At 42.8% G+C, this 16,701-nt stretch carries 17 protein-coding genes; 11 read left to right on the top strand and 6 right to left on the bottom strand.

Features of this window, described 5'->3' with window-relative positions; translation table 11 throughout:
* The first annotated feature begins 27 nt into the window (after positions 1–27).
* The 3 genes from LX64_RS04370 (at position 28) to LX64_RS04360 (ending at position 4,588) form a co-directional block, all read left to right on the top strand.
* The gene (locus LX64_RS04370) at positions 28–1,938 is read left to right on the top strand and encodes a LodA/GoxA family CTQ-dependent oxidase (protein WP_111596414.1); all 1,911 of its coding nucleotides are present in this window, start codon (positions 28–30) and stop codon (positions 1,936–1,938) included.
* Positions 1,939–1,941: 3 nt separating this feature from the next.
* The gene (locus LX64_RS04365) at positions 1,942–3,036 is read left to right on the top strand and encodes a tryptophan 7-halogenase (RefSeq protein WP_111596413.1); all 1,095 of its coding nucleotides are present in this window, start codon (positions 1,942–1,944) and stop codon (positions 3,034–3,036) included.
* 70 nt (positions 3,037–3,106) lie between these two features.
* Positions 3,107–4,588, top strand: a complete 1,482-nt coding sequence (locus LX64_RS04360) for a hypothetical protein (RefSeq protein WP_148707192.1) — start codon at positions 3,107–3,109, stop codon at positions 4,586–4,588.
* A 69-nt stretch (positions 4,589–4,657) separates the two neighbouring features.
* Here LX64_RS04360 and LX64_RS04355 read toward each other — a convergent pair whose 3' ends face one another.
* The 4 genes from LX64_RS04355 to ybaK form a co-directional block, all read right to left on the bottom strand.
* Positions 4,658–5,296, bottom strand: coding sequence for a hypothetical protein (locus tag LX64_RS04355; RefSeq protein WP_111596411.1), 639 nt, complete (start codon positions 5,294–5,296; stop codon positions 4,658–4,660).
* Between the two features lie 47 nt (positions 5,297–5,343).
* Complete coding sequence (locus LX64_RS04350) at positions 5,344–6,162, bottom strand: pseudouridylate synthase (RefSeq protein ID WP_111596410.1); 819 nt, start codon at positions 6,160–6,162, stop codon at positions 5,344–5,346.
* Between the two features lie 96 nt (positions 6,163–6,258).
* A complete protein-coding gene (locus LX64_RS04345) occupies positions 6,259–7,146 on the bottom strand; it encodes a dienelactone hydrolase family protein (protein WP_111596409.1) in 888 nt (295 codons plus the stop codon).
* Between the two features lie 49 nt (positions 7,147–7,195).
* Positions 7,196–7,666, bottom strand: coding sequence for a Cys-tRNA(Pro) deacylase (gene ybaK / locus LX64_RS04340; protein ID WP_111596408.1), 471 nt, complete (start codon positions 7,664–7,666; stop codon positions 7,196–7,198).
* A 91-nt stretch (positions 7,667–7,757) separates the two neighbouring features.
* Between ybaK and LX64_RS04335 the strand changes: the two genes are divergently transcribed.
* The gene (locus LX64_RS04335; protein ID WP_111596407.1) at positions 7,758–8,252 is read left to right on the top strand and encodes a molybdopterin-binding protein; all 495 of its coding nucleotides are present in this window, start codon (positions 7,758–7,760) and stop codon (positions 8,250–8,252) included.
* 765 nt (positions 8,253–9,017) lie between these two features.
* On the opposite strand, the gene LX64_RS04330 is transcribed toward LX64_RS04335, so the two are convergent.
* Positions 9,018–10,418, bottom strand: coding sequence for an alpha-L-fucosidase (locus tag LX64_RS04330; RefSeq protein ID WP_111596406.1), 1,401 nt, complete (start codon positions 10,416–10,418; stop codon positions 9,018–9,020).
* 345 nt (positions 10,419–10,763) lie between these two features.
* The gene (locus LX64_RS04325) at positions 10,764–11,672 is read right to left on the bottom strand and encodes an EamA family transporter (protein WP_111596405.1); all 909 of its coding nucleotides are present in this window, start codon (positions 11,670–11,672) and stop codon (positions 10,764–10,766) included.
* Positions 11,673–11,828: 156 nt separating this feature from the next.
* Here LX64_RS04325 and LX64_RS04320 point away from each other — a divergent pair, with 156 nt between their 5' ends.
* The 7 genes from LX64_RS04320 (at position 11,829) to LX64_RS04290 (ending at position 16,685) form a co-directional block, all read left to right on the top strand.
* Positions 11,829–12,290 (top strand): Lrp/AsnC family transcriptional regulator, encoded by a 462-nt coding sequence (locus LX64_RS04320; protein WP_111596404.1) that lies wholly within the window; start codon positions 11,829–11,831, stop codon positions 12,288–12,290.
* 81 nt (positions 12,291–12,371) lie between these two features.
* Entirely contained in the window at positions 12,372–13,487 is a 1,116-nt protein-coding gene (locus LX64_RS04315) for a glycoside hydrolase family 130 protein (protein WP_111596403.1), read from the top strand.
* Between the two features lie 3 nt (positions 13,488–13,490).
* On the top strand, positions 13,491–13,832 hold the full coding sequence (locus tag LX64_RS04310; RefSeq protein ID WP_111596402.1) for a DUF2185 domain-containing protein: 342 nt from the start codon (positions 13,491–13,493) through the stop codon (positions 13,830–13,832).
* 122 nt (positions 13,833–13,954) lie between these two features.
* Complete coding sequence (locus LX64_RS04305; protein ID WP_111596401.1) at positions 13,955–14,602, top strand: hypothetical protein; 648 nt, start codon at positions 13,955–13,957, stop codon at positions 14,600–14,602.
* 7 nt (positions 14,603–14,609) lie between these two features.
* Complete coding sequence (locus LX64_RS04300; RefSeq protein WP_148707191.1) at positions 14,610–15,248, top strand: hypothetical protein; 639 nt, start codon at positions 14,610–14,612, stop codon at positions 15,246–15,248.
* A 63-nt stretch (positions 15,249–15,311) separates the two neighbouring features.
* Positions 15,312–16,181 (top strand): helix-turn-helix domain-containing protein, encoded by an 870-nt coding sequence (locus tag LX64_RS04295; protein WP_111596399.1) that lies wholly within the window; start codon positions 15,312–15,314, stop codon positions 16,179–16,181.
* Positions 16,182–16,271: 90 nt separating this feature from the next.
* A complete protein-coding gene (locus tag LX64_RS04290; protein ID WP_111596398.1) occupies positions 16,272–16,685 on the top strand; it encodes an OsmC family protein in 414 nt (137 codons plus the stop codon).
* The last annotated feature ends 16 nt before the right edge of the window (positions 16,686–16,701 follow it).

The following is a 16,701-nucleotide window of genomic DNA, read 5'->3' as shown; positions in this document are numbered from 1 at the left end:
TTATTTATACCCTCAAAAAAACTTTCCATGGCTACTAAAAATGCAATCTCTTCCGTAGAGATATATCCTCCATTGGGCATTGCCCGCGTGGGTAATTCCAACGAAATATTTTTCGCTTCCGATGTGCCGGGTGTAGCACCCAGTAATACGAACGGTTATAAAGATGCGAAAGGTCGTATCAAGAAACAAGTACCGCGTTTCAGAATTTACGGGCTGGATGCACAAGGAAAAGTAGTGCAAGAGTTAACAGCCGGTGCCGATGTAACCATCGAATGGCGCGTGAATATTGCCAATCGTAAAGCTGGCTGGTACCAATTTATGAATGCCCTGGATTTACCCGGTAACCAATCTATTCCCAGCGAACACCGTAACCTCGAAGAGCCAGACCGTACGCAGTTAGTAATTGAACCTGCACCGCAAAAAATTTCCGGGATTAACCAGCAAGGTGTGATGTTTAATGATGGAAAGTTCTTCGGTAAAAGCGTGCCTTTAGGTGAAATTAGAACAGATGAAGCAGGTCGTTTGTTAGTAGTGCCAGCCGATGGTACATCAGGTTCTAAAGAACCCGGTGCGAAGCCTACCACCTTTGCCAATAACGATGGTTGGCATGATGATGTGGCAGATGGTACGATCTACGCTACTGTAACTATTGGCGGTACCAAGTATGATGCAGCCCCAGCTATGGTGGCTATTACACCGCCGAACTATGGACAAGGTTTGTTTGCTGTAGTAACGATGTATGATGTAGTAGAAGACTTATTCATTAGCACAGGGGAAATTAAACAACCTACACAAGTAGAATTCTGGAAACATATTTATCCCATCTTGGAACGCACGGTGCAAACGCAGTGGGTGAACCACGGGTTCTTTATGGTGTTTGGACAAAACTCGCCGAGCGATTTCACTACGCCGGAGATGATTGATAAGTTGAAAACACCTGCACCACATAATGCCGAATTCCGCCAGCGTGTATTGGATTGGTACCGTTCTCCATCCAGCTTATCATACGAACCTACTAAAGCACCACCATTCTATGGCGATGCATTTGGTGAATATGAAAAAGTGCACAACGTTGATTTACCATTAACAGCTGCCCAATACGCACGTATGGAAAAGTGGGCGCAAGGCGAGTTTATAGAAGGTACACCACGCGCTACAGATTTCGATGCATTGTCGCCGGAAGAGCAAGTGAAATACTTAATTGAAGCCCCACTGGAAGAATGCCTCGGCGGCCCATTCCACCCTGGTATTGAAATTACATGGCCTTTCCGCCAACGTATTTTCTGGGATGCCAAACCATTCCGTTTAAAAATATTACCAGAGAACGAAGCACCGTTGGATAATTATGGACCGGTATTAACGCCGGCGATTGCCTTGGGCCCAAATGGACCATTAGACGGTAGTGGCCCCGGTTCTTTAACCCGTTGGTTGGGCGTGCCATGGCAAACGGATGAAGCTAGTTGTTTATCGGGATATGAAAGAACAACGTATTTATCATTACCATCGTTCTGGGCAGCACGTGTGCCGAACCAAGTATTATCAGCCGCTTCTTGGGAGCGTTTAACGGATAGTAATTTGAACTTACCACAACGCTTGAAACACTTCGATTATAGGCAAGATTGGTTGCGTGATTTCGGTACACAATACTTACCAAAGATCAACCAAATGGTGCATGAATGGCATTTACTGGGTATCTCTACAGAAATGGAAATGCCTGCAGGTAGTGAAATAGAAGGCTTGCCAAAGAAGCTATGGGTAGAGGCAGGGCGTGCAGGTTCTGAAGCAGAAGATCCAAGCTTCCAACAAGTATTGTATGCAGAACATGCTACACCACCGGCATTACAAACATCGCGAATGATGTTGGCAGATGCGATTGGTGTACATCCAGAGCAATTGCAAGTACGTAAACGTAGAGTATTAGCACGTGATGAAATGTAAGGCATGCATAAGCAAGTAATCATAGTTGGTGGCGGTCCTGCAGGTACCGCCACTGCTTTACAATTAGCCGCTTTGGGGGTAGAATCAATAATCATTGAAGCTGCTCCACAACCCATCCCAAAACCCGGCGAAACGCTGCCTCCACAAGCGCGCCAGGTGTTCCAAAAGCTACAATTACAATCGCTACTCGAACATCCTGCACATATTGCCTGCTACGGTAACCGTGCCGTATGGGGCCATGTTAGGCCAATTGATAAAATATTCTTTCATCACACGGCACCACAAGGTTGGCATATCCACCGTCAAACGTTCGAATCCCAATTATGCCAAGTAGCACATGCGCGCGGCGTAACCATATGGCAAGGTAGTACGGTACAGGCTGTTACGCCTTGCGAAAACGGTTGGCAGGTACAATGTACCAATACGGAAAAACAACGGCAAGTAGCTGCTTGCTCATTTATCGTAGATGCCACCGGTAGAAAATCGCGCATTGCGAGGCTTTTAAACGTGCCGCGAAGGAATTTGGATAAGTTGGTAGGCAGTTATGCGATCGTTCAAAATACAGGCTCTTTACAGCAATATACCTATATTGAAGCAGTGGAACACGGTTGGTGGTACGGGGCGCCATTAAGCGAGGAGCAATTGGTGCTAACCTACATGACCGATGCCGATGTAATATCCCCGTTCAATAGAACAAGCGGAGGGTTTCAACAACTATATGCGCAAACACAGTTTTTACCCACTGTATTAACAAAGTCGATACAACCTATTACACCCAGCTTATACCACGCAGCAACAGGATATTTACAACAACGCCATGGTAATAATTGGTTAGCCGTTGGCGATGCCGCCTTTGCCTATGATCCTATTTCTTCTCATGGTATTATTTCGGCCATGGAAAGTGGCTATTATGCAGGTCATGCAATAGCAGCCCATTTGCAAGGCAACCACGATGCGCTTATAGCTTATGATTATGCCATTAGCCAAGGCTTTTCAACATATATGCAGATGCATGCCGATTATTACGCGGTAGAACAACGTTGGAAACAATCGCCATTTTGGAGCAGAAGGGGGCTTCATAACAGGGCGATTTCTTAACATCAGCATTCCACCTAAAATCAATATCTTCATATTACTTCAACCACCCCAAAATGCAACAATCCTCTTTATGAAACGAATGTTCTGTCTCGTAGCCAGTACCTTATGTGCTACGCTTTGTTATGCTACTATGTTCGCACAAACCAATATTGCCGGGCAATTCAAGGGTAAATACTTTGTGCAAGGTGAATATGCACCTGCCCGCTTTGTGATTGATTTACAACAATCGGGTACCGGTATTTCCGGTGTATACGAATATGCAATGGGTATTTTCGAGGCGCAGGTAAAAGTAACCGGTTATCGTAGCGGCAACCGCTTGTATTTCAAAGATGCTGTAGTGATAAGTAAACGGGGCGGCGATTTGTTCCAAGGGAACTATACGGCCGATATTACTGAAACCGCGGATAGTATTATTATAACGGGCAATTGGAAGTATACCGGTGCTACGTACTTTGATGGTGAATGGATTCGATCGTCGGCTTCTTGTGCACCGGGTACGTTTCGAATAGCGAAGGAGAAACCGCTTTCCCACAATGCTCAGGCTACTGTAGATGCTACGCGCAAAGGGTATAATAATGAAATGGCACAAGGAAATACAACCAGGCAATATCGCACATTGTATAACCGTAGCAACAACCCAGCACCCACGCCTTCCCGTGTAGAAAACGCTACTACAGCACCCGTTACTTCCAACACATATACCACGCTAACCGCCGACGATCAACATAAAATACAGTTCCTAAAAGGTGATCTTGAAAACCTTTTAAGGCAATTGAAACTGGTAGATTTATCTCGATCTATCAAAGAAACAACTAATTGGCGCGTGAAAGAACGCTACGCAGATGGTAGTATGAAAGTACTGCAGTTTAATTACGAAACAGGTTATTATTTATCGAACAAATGGAGTAATATCTATGATGGTATCGTAACGGTGCTGTATCGCAATGGTTTGCCTTATGCCTTGGAAGGGGATGGGTATAATTATAAGTTTGAAGATGGCTATACGAATAACGATTATGCCGAGTTCCCGCATTATGTTTTTCGTTCCAGTTACTACCATCAACGTTTAACTCCTACAGAACAACAAAATATTACACAGTATTTCAAAGCATACGTGCAAGCTCGCTTAGCGAATTCTTCTTCATACCAAGCTGTATTAAAGAAGCATCGTAGCTATCCCGCTGCATACGATTGCAAAAACAACTTGGCCATTATTGCCAAAGAGCAATATACCGTTCAATGGACAACCCGCGATAATCCCGATTATGGAGAACCTTTCGTAGTTACGAAAGAAATTTATGATATGGAAATTGGTGGTAAGCAACCTTTCTATTACTATGTAAACATTAGTAACCACCCCGTTATTATCAAAGGCATATTGAAAAGAGAAACGGCGAAAGGATATACCTATGTCGACGATTCCATTACTTTACAGCCCGGTGAAACAACTGGGTACTTCGATTTTACAAAGGAATTTGATGATCAATCGCGGTACAACCTTCAATACATCAGCGATCCTGGTGTAGTGAAGTTAATTAAGAAGAAAAGCTAGTTGTACAGGCATAACAAAAACCATCTTTACTTTAGTAAAGATGGTTTTTGTGTGTTTACAAAGATCGTGTTACAGGGGAAGCAATACGGAAGAGCCTTGCGACAATTCATCTATGATGTCTTCATAGATGAGGGCATCAGGCATATTAAGTAACGCTTTCAGGTTATTTGAAATGCGGTAATTACCAGATTCATCCCTAAAACAAGCATTCTCTTTAGGACTGTTTTCGTCGCGCGAATTGTCGTAAAACTGTGTAATGTTCATTTCTTTAGGGATGAATGGATAATCGTCTACGATCATCACCCTAGAAGAAATAAGCCCGTTAATTTGCATCCAACCTGCGCTATAGTGTAATAATATTACTTCCCTAGCGGATAGGTTGCCACCGATATAGGTAGCAGCCCCTCCAATTAAGAAATTGTCGCAGGTTATGTTTCCCATTACATAAAAGGCTAAACCAAAATCTAGTTCATGATTGAGAATATTGCCAAAAACAACGAGATTACCGGTAATGATAATCCCTTGTATGTCGCCGGGGGCATTTACAATATTCAGATCAACATGATCTTCGATTAACATGTCGCCTTCATTTACATAGAAGAAACCTGTGTCGATACGTTCATCGAACAATGTGGAGTCGCCGAAAAGATGGTCTCTAATTGGGTATTTTTCGAGCACTTCGGCTAATGGTACTTTTTTAAAGTTCATTGGAATGAATACAAATAGTATAAGAGATATTGGGTAACGCCAACAAACTAATAATTATCTAGCATAAATGATAATATTGGAGCACATTTTTCTTTACAAGGTGCATAAAAATGTTTGTGTTGCCAGGTAGCCGACTTAGGTGAAAGGCCCCACCAAAACTCTGCAAGTGCCAATGGGCGCATGTTTTGCTGGAATGCGTACTGTAATAATTTGGGTGCTGCACACTCCCCGGCACCTGCTGGCGGTTGCCGGTAACCATGCGGGGTAAAAATATCTAGCAGGTTTTTGTATGCTCCCGCTTGGTTGATGAAATTGTATTCGTTGAAGATTTGTTGCTGCAAACCGTTGGAAAGCGCCTTGCGGGCGGCTTTCAGTTGTTGTATTTGTGCTGTAGCTTCGGGTGAAGATGTGCCTGCTAGGGCCGCTATCTCGGTATTAATGCCGGTAATACGCTTCATGCCGACGGCTAAAAATCCTCCTGGTTCCATTCCATCGAAAATAGGTGGCACAAAACGGCTGTGGTAATTCCCGTTCGCCAATTTGCCGGAAAAGGCGGCTAAGTAACCAATTTCGTTGTTGTGCGCCACCACCAACACGCCAAACATTTTACCAATTACTTGTCCTTGGGTATCGCTGGATAGCCCAAAATTATGTGTCCATTCTTGCTGCTGCTGTAAGTGAATTTGTAAATCTTCGGCGGCTATTCGACAAAGAGGATGAATGGCGTTGTTCACACTAAACACGATGCCCGTTGCCAATTGTTGGGCAAACGCTTGATCCGCGAAGCCACGAAAAGGCCCTTCCCCTTGCAGGAATGGCATGTCTAAAGTGGCAATAGTAGTTGTATAATCCGCGGGATCGTTCATCTCACAATTCTCTAATAGTTATACCCCGGCCAATGGGGCCGGGCGGGCGCAAAGATACTGAAAATTAGGCGGAGAGATGCCCTGTTTATGTTTTGGCTATTGCAGTTGTGCTTGAAAGAACTCAATGGTTCTTTTCCATGCCAATTCAGCGGCTGGTCGATCGTAACGAGGGGTGGTATCGTTATGAAAGCCGTGGTTGGCTTTAGGGTATATGAAGGCGGTGTACTCCTTTTTATTGTCTTTGAGTGTTTGTTCGTATGCCGGCCAGCCTTCGTTTACACGGGTATCCAGTTCGGCGTAGTGAATTTGTAAGGGGGCTTTGATGTTGGGTACTTCTTCCAGTGGCGGCTGACCACCATAGAAAGGTACAGCGGCAGCTAAGCTGGGTACACGGGCAGCCATCATATTAGCGATCCATCCACCGAAACAGAAGCCCACAACGCCCACTTTCCCATTGCAGGAGGGTTGTTCTTGTAAATAGTTGGCACCGGCGATAAAATCTTCCAGCATTTCGTTGCGATCGCGTTTGCTTTGCATCTCGCGACCGGTATCGTCGTTGCCGGGGTAGCCGCCAAGTGGGCTTAGCATATCTGGTGCTAGGCTAATAAAGCCTGCCAGTGCTGCCCTACGGGCTACGTCTTCGATATGCGGGTTGAGGCCGCGGTTTTCGTGTACCACTAATATACCGCCCAGCTTCTTTGTATTGTCTTTTGGCATGCAGAGCAAGGCTTTGATTTGGCCGCCGCCTTTTGGAGAGGTGTAGGTAATGTAAGCTTCCGTGATGCGTGGGTCGCCAGCTTTCACTTGGAGGGAGTTTTTGTACTCCGGCATTAGGAAGCTCATGAGAGCAGGTACTGTTAGGCTGCCTACGGCAAACAACGACAGTTTCTGCATGAAATCTGCACGGGAGAGGCGGTTATGCGCGTAATCGTCGTACAGGTCGAATACTTCTTGTTGTATGTCTTCTTTCTTGGGTGTATACATGGTGAAATTTTTTAAAAAATAGACATAATTATTGGTTCATGAAAGCGATTTATACAATATCCACGAAGCGGGCATTGACAGCTTTGGCTAAATCTTGCGGGTCGAGGATAATTTGGAGGCCTCTTTTACCGGCACTCACCACAATGGTTGCTTCAAGCGTAGCCAATTCCTCGATATAGGTGGGGAATTGTTTTTTCATGCCGATGGGCGAACAGCCGCCGCGGATGTAGCCAGTTACTGCGAGCAGGTCTTTCATGGGCAACATGTCGCAGTTTTTATTGCCGCTGTGCTTGGCTATTTTTTTAAGATCGAGTTGCGCGTTGCCCGGGATAACGGCTACAATGTAGGGGTCGATATTGCCTTTAAGCACGAGCGTTTTAAAAAGTCGTTCCGGTTCGATGCCGATTGATTCGGCTACGTCAACAGCACTGAGATGGTCTTCGTGTACTTCGTACGTTCTTACTTCGTAGGAAATGTGAAGGCTATCGAGCATGCGGGCGGCATTGGTTTTCGTGATCATGTTCAACGCAAATTACTTCATTTTGCTTGTTAAATATGCAGCAGGGCCCTGCATATTTTTTGTATATTAGTTCGCATTTACACCCATTTTTATGAAATATATTTTACTTGTTTTTAGCTTAGTGCTCACTATTCAAACCCAAGCGCAGCAATCTTTTACAGTGGAAGGCGATGTGCAAAAAGTGCTGACTATTCAATTTGCGCAATTGAGATCTTTACCACAACATAAGATCGACAGTGTTCGCATTTTGAATCATAAACTTGAGTACAAGAAAACCTTGCACAACGTGAAGGGTGTATTGTTGAAAGATGCGCTGAAGGAGCTAGTGTTGAAAACGGACTCGCCCAAATGGAACAGCGAATTTTATTTGATTGGGTGGGCAGAAGACAACTACAAGGTGGTGTACTCTTGGAATGAAATCTTCAATTCTCCCACCGGGTCTCAAACTTATATTATCCTAAGTATCGATGATACGGATGCTATGCAGTTAGAAGAGAAAATTTCCTTGATAACCACTTCCGATTTTGCCACAGGCCGCCGTTTTGTGAAGCAATTGTCGAAAGTTGTGGTGCAGCAAGTGAAGTAATTTCCTGCTTGTTTTGATGATAAGCAACATGGTGCTGGTACGGCATGATGTTGCTTATTTTTTTGCCCTTTTTTTACGCCCAGCTCTTCTACCCATTGCACCTTGCGAGCCTCCCTTATCGCAATGCTAAAACTGTTGTTCATCCCCTTCAAAACAAAAGTACAGCTCCCTTTCGAAGAAAAAAAGTCGCGTGCCGGAAAGTGCCGCTTTTAACCGCTTTTTGCCGGATTATGCCGGAATATGCCGCTTTGTGCCGGAATATGCCGGAATATGCCGGAAAGTGCCGGAAAATGCCGCTTTTCAATCATTTGCGATCAACTTACACTTGGCAAACAGTCGACTGAACCCCAGTAAATTCAAGGTGCATGTCGGAGAAATGTCGACAAAAGGCTTACTTCACCCTTGGTTTTACTAGGGGTTTGTCGGTGAAAAGTCGGTGAAGTGTCGGTGAAGTGTCGGTGAAAGGGGCCGAAATACACGGAGAAAAAACGGAAATGACTTATTTAGAGCAGGTTAGAAAAATGGGGGATGGCTATTCACTTGCTGCAAGAAGCAGGTGGTATTGATCCAAAATATATCCCACATATATCTCCATATAGGAAAGAAGCGGCCTGGAACATTGGAAGAACATTAAACTACCATTGGAAGATATTATAATTCGGCTATTTACCGCAGTGAATCGACCATTTTATGACCATGTAGGGTAGAAAACAAAAACCCATCTCAACACGCTTGAGATGGGCTTGTTTGTTCATCAAGGCTTTATTAATTTCTTTTCTCGTCGTACACAGCAAATTCAGCAATGCTAGGTGTTTCAGAGAAGCTTTCGATGACGATTTTCACTTTTGTACCCCAAACGCGCGGGAACCTAAAAATTTTTACACGGCCGGCATCTGTTGGCTTACCAGGTAATGGTTTCCAAACACCGTTATCGAAATATTCGAAGTGGTACGTTTTGATGCGTGCTGAATTTTCTACCATCGTGATCATGTTGAAAGAACGCTCTTTCGGGAATTCAACTTCATACCATGGTTGTTTTACACTTGGGTGCGATGACCATGATGAACGGAAGTTATCGTCGTTCGCGAAATCCATGATGTTCATATCATCGCTCCAACTACTGTTAGCCGCTACATGTTTCGCGATATTTTCTGCAATGATAGGTGCTTCATTTGCCGGTAATGGTGCAACAGGACCTTCATTTTTCCATTGCTTGCCGATTGCTTTCAATGCATCAATAGCATTCGCGTCGAACAAGCCATCGCGGTTAGGCGCTACGTTTAAGATGAAGTTACACCATGCTTTGTTGTATGGAACAATAATTTCATTCACCAATTTGCCGGCCTCTTTTACAGGTGTTGTAGCAAAGTTGGATTTGTAAAACCAGTTTTGTTGTAATGGTAAACAAGCTAAGGCTGGAAGGCGGTTTGTGCTGGTAGAAATGTGTTGACCGGCGCCTTGTTCATACGATTTGATATCGGTATAGAAGAGCGCTTCAGCAGGATATTTCGCAGCATTCAAATCCATTACTAAGCATTTCGGTTGCAATTGTTTAATTAAGCCATAGATTTCACCGAAAGGCACATCTTCATACGAAATGCGGCTCCAAGGGGCGTCCCATCCATCAATAATCAACGCATCGATTTCGCCATACTTGGTGAGCAATTCCGTGATTTGTGCTTTAATCATGGCGATGTGCGCAGGCGTTATATGGCCAGGTCTTATTTTATGATGGGTGTCGAGAATAGAGTAGTACAACATTACACGTAAACCTTTTGCGCGGAATGCTTCTACGTATTCTTTTACTACGTCGCGTTTGAAAGGAGAACTCATAACGCTGTAGTCGGTTGTTTTCGTATCCCAAATAGCAAAGCCGCTATGGTGTTTGGTAGTTAAACAACCATAAGTCATGTTGGCTGCTGCAGCGGCATCTGCCCATTGTTTACAATCAAGTTTGCGTGGGTTAAAAAGAGCGGGTGAAGCATCGGGGTCGGCCCAATCATCTTCCATAAATGTAGGAATGTTGAAATGGATAAACATACCGAAACGTAGGTCTACAAATTTTTGTTGTAAAGCATGTAGTTGGCCGTTCTGTTGCGCTTGTACGCGGCCTGCAAATAGTAATGGCAACAGGCATAACGCACTAACAATTCGTGTGAATTTCACTTTTGTTGGATTTAATTATAAGGTTGATAATAAAAAGCTGTTGGTTTCCTATATGCGTGGGAAGGAATGAAAACAAGTTACGCAGTGTTCGCTGTGTATTGAAATGGCGATAAAAAAACAGGTGGAAATGTTTTTTGTTCATCGCGTAACGGCGTAAAGATATAATCAAAACTTCAATAAAAACAACAAAAAATAAAAGTGCTAAAATGTACAACAGCAGAGCGTATAACTACCATTTAATAGGTGCTAAAAAAGTATTAATACAGGAGAGAATTGTACCTGTTGTTGTACCAAGTTTTGTTAACACAGCTACTATCTTCACCATTGCTCGATCTACGCTAGCGTTTATAAGTTGCTGTGCAAGCAGGGTTTCGATAATTGTTGTTGTACACGTTGCTTGTATAAGTTCAAATAAATAATAGCGCCCATCATCAGTATCATGCCTACAATTTGTAGTGGGCTAACTTCTTCTCCCAGTATGAAATGTGCGCATAAAACCACCGCGGGTAATTCTAATGTTAAGAGGATGGCGCCTAAACCCGGGCCAATTTTGGGCATACCGGCCGTAAAGCATATAGGAGGGATGACGGTGCCAAAAAGTGCTAAGAAAATACCCCAATGAAATAACTGTACGTCGAAATGGGTGCTTTGTACGATGGAAGGGGCATTGATAAGGAATATCACAAGGGAAGAGCCAGTCATCATAAGCGCACTTTTGTTCAGCATCGGGATATCTTTTCCTAGCTTGCTAACAAAGAGAACGTATAAGGTATATATGAATGCTGCTGCCAATGCTAAGCCAATTCCAACCAACGAAAAGTGCAGCTGCTGTGTTTGCAATAGGTTACCTGCTAAGATGGTACCTACAATAATCACCAATGTGCAAATAATATCGACCACTTGCATTTTCTTGCGAAAGAATATCCATTCACCCAAATTGCTCATCCAGGACACTTGCATAAGTAATACAATGGCGAGTGAAATGGGAATGAACTTTACCGATAAGTAAAAGCAATACGCCGATAGCCCGATCGTGGTACCGGCTAATACTAGTTTCCAACTGAACTGAATACGGATGTTGCCTTTTGTTACCTTTTGAAAGAAAGTGAGCGACCATAAAATTAAAGTACCCAATAAGGCTTGTGTAAATGTTACTTCAGCAGGAGTGTAGCCTTGGCCATAGGCAATTTTGGCGAATGAACTGAGGGCGCCATAACTAATCGCGCCGAGTGCTACGATAATAGCGTATTTCATGGTTGAAATTGTGTTTTGTACAGGTAAATGTATGATGTGCTGGTTGTGGTGTGAAATATGGCAGTGAAATATGTATTTTGTTTTGTCAAGTAATTATTTTGTCGGAATAAGTACGAGTAGAAGGGTTGTTTTGGTATATTAGTAGGAAAAAATCCAATGGAGCAATTATCGCCACAGGAACTGGAGCTATTACGTTTGTTGCAACAGAACTCCCGTTTCGATATCGGGGAGCTAATAGAAAAGCTGAACATGTCGCGTACTTCTGTATATGAGCGTATTAAAAAACTGGAACAGGAAGGTTATATTAAGAACTACGTAGCCTTGCTGGATGCAAGAAAATTGGGATTGAAGTTTATGGTCATCGTGCATGTATCGTTAAATACCCAACGCATCGAATACACAGACGAGTTTCTTGAAAAAGTACAGCACCTCGACGAGATCGTTGATGTGTATGTAACGGGTGGGATAGTGGACGTGATATTGAAGGTATTGGTAAAAGACCCGGATGATTTCAACGAGTTTGTGATGAAAAAGCTATCTGTTTTACCACATATCAGTAAAATTCAAAGTTCGTTCGTGATGCGCACCATTAAGCAAACAACAAATTTGCCGATTTAAGGCAATAGCCGCTTTTATTTATCAAGAATCCTTCCTACATTAAAGGATCAGTTCCACGTTAATGCAATAAACACTCCGCGTATGAAACGTTTCCTATTATTATGTGCGTACACCTGCTTTGCTACATTGGCATTTGCCCAAGCGAAATTGCCTGCATGGGCATTTGGGCCATTTGTACGCCCGGCCAATGTAAATCCCATTTTATCGCCCGATAGTACCAGTACTTTTCTCGACCCAATGAGTGGGAAGCAAGTGGCATGGGAATCGAATGATGTATTTAACCCGGCGGCCACGAAGAAGGGGAAGTATGTATATGTGCTGTACCGGTCGGAAGATAAATCGGGTGTGGGTATTGGCGAAAGAACTTCGCGGTTGGGGATGGCGAAAAGTAAAGATGGCATTCAGATGAAAAGGCGTTCAACGCCTGTTTTTTACCCGGCGAATGATAACAATAAAGAATACGAATGGCCAGGTGGTTGCGAAGATCCGCGGATTGCCCAAGCAGAAGATGGTACTTATGTAATGTTATATACGGCTTGGAATAAAAAAGTACCACGCTTATCGGTGGCTACCTCGAAAGATTTGTTGCACTGGACCAAGCATGGCCCAGCTTTTTATAAAGCCTACGAAGGGCGTTTTAGGGATATGGCCAGTAAATCGGCATCTATTGTAACGAAGTTGGAAAAGGGCAAGCAAACCATTGCTAAGGTAAATGGTAAGTACATGATGTATTGGGGTGAACATTTCATCAACATTGCTACATCCACCGATTTAATTAATTGGGAGCCTACGTTGGATAAGGATAACGAGTTGGCGGCTTGCGTAAGAACGCGACCTTACCATTTTGATAGTGACTTAACGGAATGTGGCCCTCCGGCTGTTATTACAGATAAAGGAATTTTGCTATTGTACAATGGTAAAAATAAACCGGGCGAAGGACGCGATACTAATTACACAGCGAATACCTATGCGGCTGGGCAAATATTGTTTGATAAAAACGATCCATCCAAAGTAATTGGTCGTTTAGATACACCGTTTTTTGTACCAAGTGCGCCATTTGAAAAAAGTGGGCAATATCCCGCGGGTACAGTATTTGTAGAGGGATTGGTTATGCATAACAAAAAGTGGTATTTATATTACGGTTGTGCTGATAGCCGCGTAGCGGTTGCAATTTTCGATCCATCATTAAAACAATAGCATATGCATCCTTCCAATAAAAAATTCAAATTAACGGCAGCAGAAATTGTACCATTGGTGCCTAATAGGGGAGGTTGTATTGCCACGGATATGATTACCGTGGAAGGGCTGCCAATTATGTACATGTACCGTGATGAGCCGGTGAATGAAGTAGATACAGGTTGGCAATTTTTCGCCGGCATAGAGCCAGATGAGTATGTGAATGATCACAATAATGCCGGGGTGTATGATGTAAATACGATTGCGAACTACGACCCGGCGATTATACCTTATTTGGATTTGCCGATTGGAACGGAGTTAGAGCGGGAGGAAGGGACGGACAAGTTTAATATTATTGCGGGGTAATGAGCATATTGGGACGTTTGAAAAGGCGTCCTTTTTTTTGTTAGGAGAAGAGAGATGTAAGCGAGCTTTGATAAAATATCTTTCACGAGTGATGCGTTATAGGAAGCATCGACCTAACCTATATGAAATATACCCTTTTATCCTGTATTGCTGTATGCTTGATAGCATGTCACCAAGCTATCAACCCCAATCCGTTACCGATACATGCCCGGTGGGAAACAGTACGATTAGGAGATAGTACTACAAGCGTAACATTTGCGGTGCCGGAGGAGTACGATACGAGTTATCAATATTTTGATGGTAATACCTGTAGTTATTTCCCCGACCAAGTATATCGTTACCAATCGAAGCAATGGCCACTTCGGGATTCAACCTATTATGCGCAAGAGGCTAATTGGTGGGAAAGTGATTCAACTGACATGTTTACCATGCAATACTTTACGGAACCTAGGTATGCACTGGTTGATACGGGTAATTTGAACACTGCCATGCGTATCATATCCCGTTACAAATCTATAGATAGTGTAACATTTGATACTATTTTTAAAATTGGAGATCGATATATGGGAGTGGTTGTGCCGGGTAAAATGAATTATACAGAGAGGGTAGAAGTACTTGCAGAAACTGAATTCCATGGCACTAGTTTGTTTTTGAAATATTCCTTGGTAATGCGTGATACGGATTCCACTCGTAAGCAAAATTTCATTAAGCGGTCTGTCCAGTTGTTAAGCACCGTGCGTGTGTATGGTGATACCTTGAAAACGTTATAATATCTATATGTTGAGATATGTAACCCTATTTATGTTGTTGATTTGCACCGCTTGTAGGCCGGGAGTTCCTGTAAAACCTTTGCCCAAGCATGCCAAGAAGGTTAGCTTGAAGTTGGCTGATAGCATTACTACCTTAAGTTTTTATGTGCCGGAAACGTACGATACTAGTTTCTCTTGGATTTGTGAATCGGATTGTTGGCCTGCATGTGCTGAAAGGTGGTATAGGTTCCAATCGAAAGCATTACCTATTTTTGAAGAAAGCGGCTTTTTCTGGATCGATACTATTTTACATAAAAACGAGTTGACTTTCAAGCATGCATACTTATTTCCTGTTTATGATGCCGACACGAGTTATCATCGGTATTATTTGGATCGCATGAAAGAAAAAGAATCGATATTCGATCGTACATTAACAAATAGAAAGTTTATAACTGAGAAGATAAACGGGCGTTATTATTATATCATGGCAGCAGAGGATACCGATTCTATTATAAGGAAGAGATTGTTGATACATACCCAGGTACACGGTGAATTGCTTGAACTAGAGTATAAAATATTTTCAAAAGTGAAAGATAGTGCCACGGATCATTTCATCCAAAACTCACTCGAACTACTAAGAACAATGGAGGTAAGTGAAGCAAAATAACTCCACCCATTTTGTATACTTCTTGGAAACCACTAACATTGCATCATCATAAAAACAGATGGCATGGCGTATTCGAATTACTTTGAATCTAATTATAAAAAGTTCGGGTGTTTTGAAATTGATGAAGATACTTTGGAGGAGATCCGTGCAGGGAAGTACGACGATTACATCAAGATTATTTTCATGCCTGCAGGTTCCAGTGTTACTATTGATTTTGATGAATATAAAATAGATAGTGCGGCACTGTTTTGTGTTGGCAATTTCCAATACCTACACTTTAACAAGCAGGGGAAAGGCCCGGCATACTTCATATATTATAACCGGGATTTTTATTGTATTCAGATACACGATGCCGAAGTAGCCTGCGATGGCATCTTGTTTAATAATATGTACAACTTGCCCATTACAAAATTACCCGGCGCGGAGGCGAAAGTGATTGACGCTTTATATGGATATATTAAACAGGAATTGAGTGGGAAAGAGAGTTCGCATGAAGAAATGATCCGTACCTATTTGAAACAATTAATTATACGTGCCACCCGCATTTGGAAGCAGCAACAGTTAGGCGCTTTACTTGATGAACCATTGAAAGAAACAGAGTTTTTCCGAGATTTCAGTCGTTTAGTAGAAATTCACTTCCGTACTAAACACATGGTTGCTGATTATGCCGACTTAATGGGTGTAGCGCCTAAAACCCTTTCTGCTAAATTTAACCGGTACGACCTACTCGCCCCCAATGATATTATAAAAGACCGCATTATCCTAGAAGCCAAGCGTTTACTCTGTTATTCTAATTATAGCGTGAAGGAGATTGCCTACCAGTTAGGCTATGACGACCCAGCCTATTTCAACCGCCTTTTCACCAATAAAGCAGGTGATTCACCGGCTACTTTTAAGAAAAAGTACCTTTCGGGGAAAAAAGTACAATTATAATCGGCAAAATGACATTTTTCGAGCTGTAGAACGGCTATACCTTTGTATCGTTGAATTAATTATTACAAAAACAAAAAACGTAAAAACGATATGAAACGTAATGCTACAGCCGTTTGGAACGGTAACATTAAAGAAGGAAACGGTCATTTAACTACACAAAGCACCGTATTAAACGAAACGCAATACTCTTTCAATAGCAGGTTTGCCGATGGTATTGGTACGAACCCCGAAGAATTGTTAGCTGCAGCCCATGCAGGTTGTTTCACCATGAAGTTGAGCCTAGATTTATCAACGGAAGGGTTCACCGCGGAACGTTTGGAAACAAAGAGCACTGTTGTATTGGAAGAAGGCAAAATTACGCATTCTCATTTGGTGTTACGTGCTAAAGTACCCGGTATTACGGAAGCCGACTTCCTTCGTATTGCCCAACATGCCGAGAAAACTTGCCCGGTGAGTAATGCTTTAAGTTTACAAATCACCTTAGAAGCACATCTCGAACAATAATCATTTCATTCACTAT

It is taken from the genome of Chitinophaga skermanii, from assembly GCF_003259335.1.
In the GTDB taxonomy this organism is placed as follows: domain Bacteria; phylum Bacteroidota; class Bacteroidia; order Chitinophagales; family Chitinophagaceae; genus Chitinophaga; species Chitinophaga skermanii.
Note: the sequence above shows the minus strand (reverse complement) of the source record. Positions and strands in the feature narration are given on the sequence as shown.

Excerpts from the sequence above, each read along its gene's own strand:
- LX64_RS04370 (WP_111596414.1), top strand. The coding sequence starts at position 28 with ATGGCTACTAAAAATGCAATCTCTTCCGTAGAGATATATCCTCCATTG.
- LX64_RS04365 (WP_111596413.1), top strand. The coding sequence starts at position 1,942 with ATGCATAAGCAAGTAATCATAGTTGGTGGCGGTCCTGCAGGTACCGCC.
- LX64_RS04360 (WP_148707192.1), top strand. The coding sequence starts at position 3,107 with ATGAAACGAATGTTCTGTCTCGTAGCCAGTACCTTATGTGCTACGCTT.
- LX64_RS04355 (WP_111596411.1), bottom strand. The coding sequence starts at position 5,296 with ATGAACTTTAAAAAAGTACCATTAGCCGAAGTGCTCGAAAAATACCCA.
- LX64_RS04350 (WP_111596410.1), bottom strand. The coding sequence starts at position 6,162 with ATGAACGATCCCGCGGATTATACAACTACTATTGCCACTTTAGACATG.
- LX64_RS04345 (WP_111596409.1), bottom strand. The coding sequence starts at position 7,146 with ATGTATACACCCAAGAAAGAAGACATACAACAAGAAGTATTCGACCTG.
- ybaK (WP_111596408.1), bottom strand. The coding sequence starts at position 7,666 with ATGATCACGAAAACCAATGCCGCCCGCATGCTCGATAGCCTTCACATT.
- LX64_RS04335 (WP_111596407.1), top strand. The coding sequence starts at position 7,758 with ATGAAATATATTTTACTTGTTTTTAGCTTAGTGCTCACTATTCAAACC.
- LX64_RS04325 (WP_111596405.1), bottom strand. The coding sequence starts at position 11,672 with ATGAAATACGCTATTATCGTAGCACTCGGCGCGATTAGTTATGGCGCC.
- LX64_RS04320 (WP_111596404.1), top strand. The coding sequence starts at position 11,829 with ATGGAGCAATTATCGCCACAGGAACTGGAGCTATTACGTTTGTTGCAA.
- LX64_RS04315 (WP_111596403.1), top strand. The coding sequence starts at position 12,372 with ATGAAACGTTTCCTATTATTATGTGCGTACACCTGCTTTGCTACATTG.
- LX64_RS04310 (WP_111596402.1), top strand. The coding sequence starts at position 13,491 with ATGCATCCTTCCAATAAAAAATTCAAATTAACGGCAGCAGAAATTGTA.
- LX64_RS04305 (WP_111596401.1), top strand. The coding sequence starts at position 13,955 with ATGAAATATACCCTTTTATCCTGTATTGCTGTATGCTTGATAGCATGT.
- LX64_RS04300 (WP_148707191.1), top strand. The coding sequence starts at position 14,610 with ATGTTGAGATATGTAACCCTATTTATGTTGTTGATTTGCACCGCTTGT.
- LX64_RS04295 (WP_111596399.1), top strand. The coding sequence starts at position 15,312 with ATGGCGTATTCGAATTACTTTGAATCTAATTATAAAAAGTTCGGGTGT.
- LX64_RS04290 (WP_111596398.1), top strand. The coding sequence starts at position 16,272 with ATGAAACGTAATGCTACAGCCGTTTGGAACGGTAACATTAAAGAAGGA.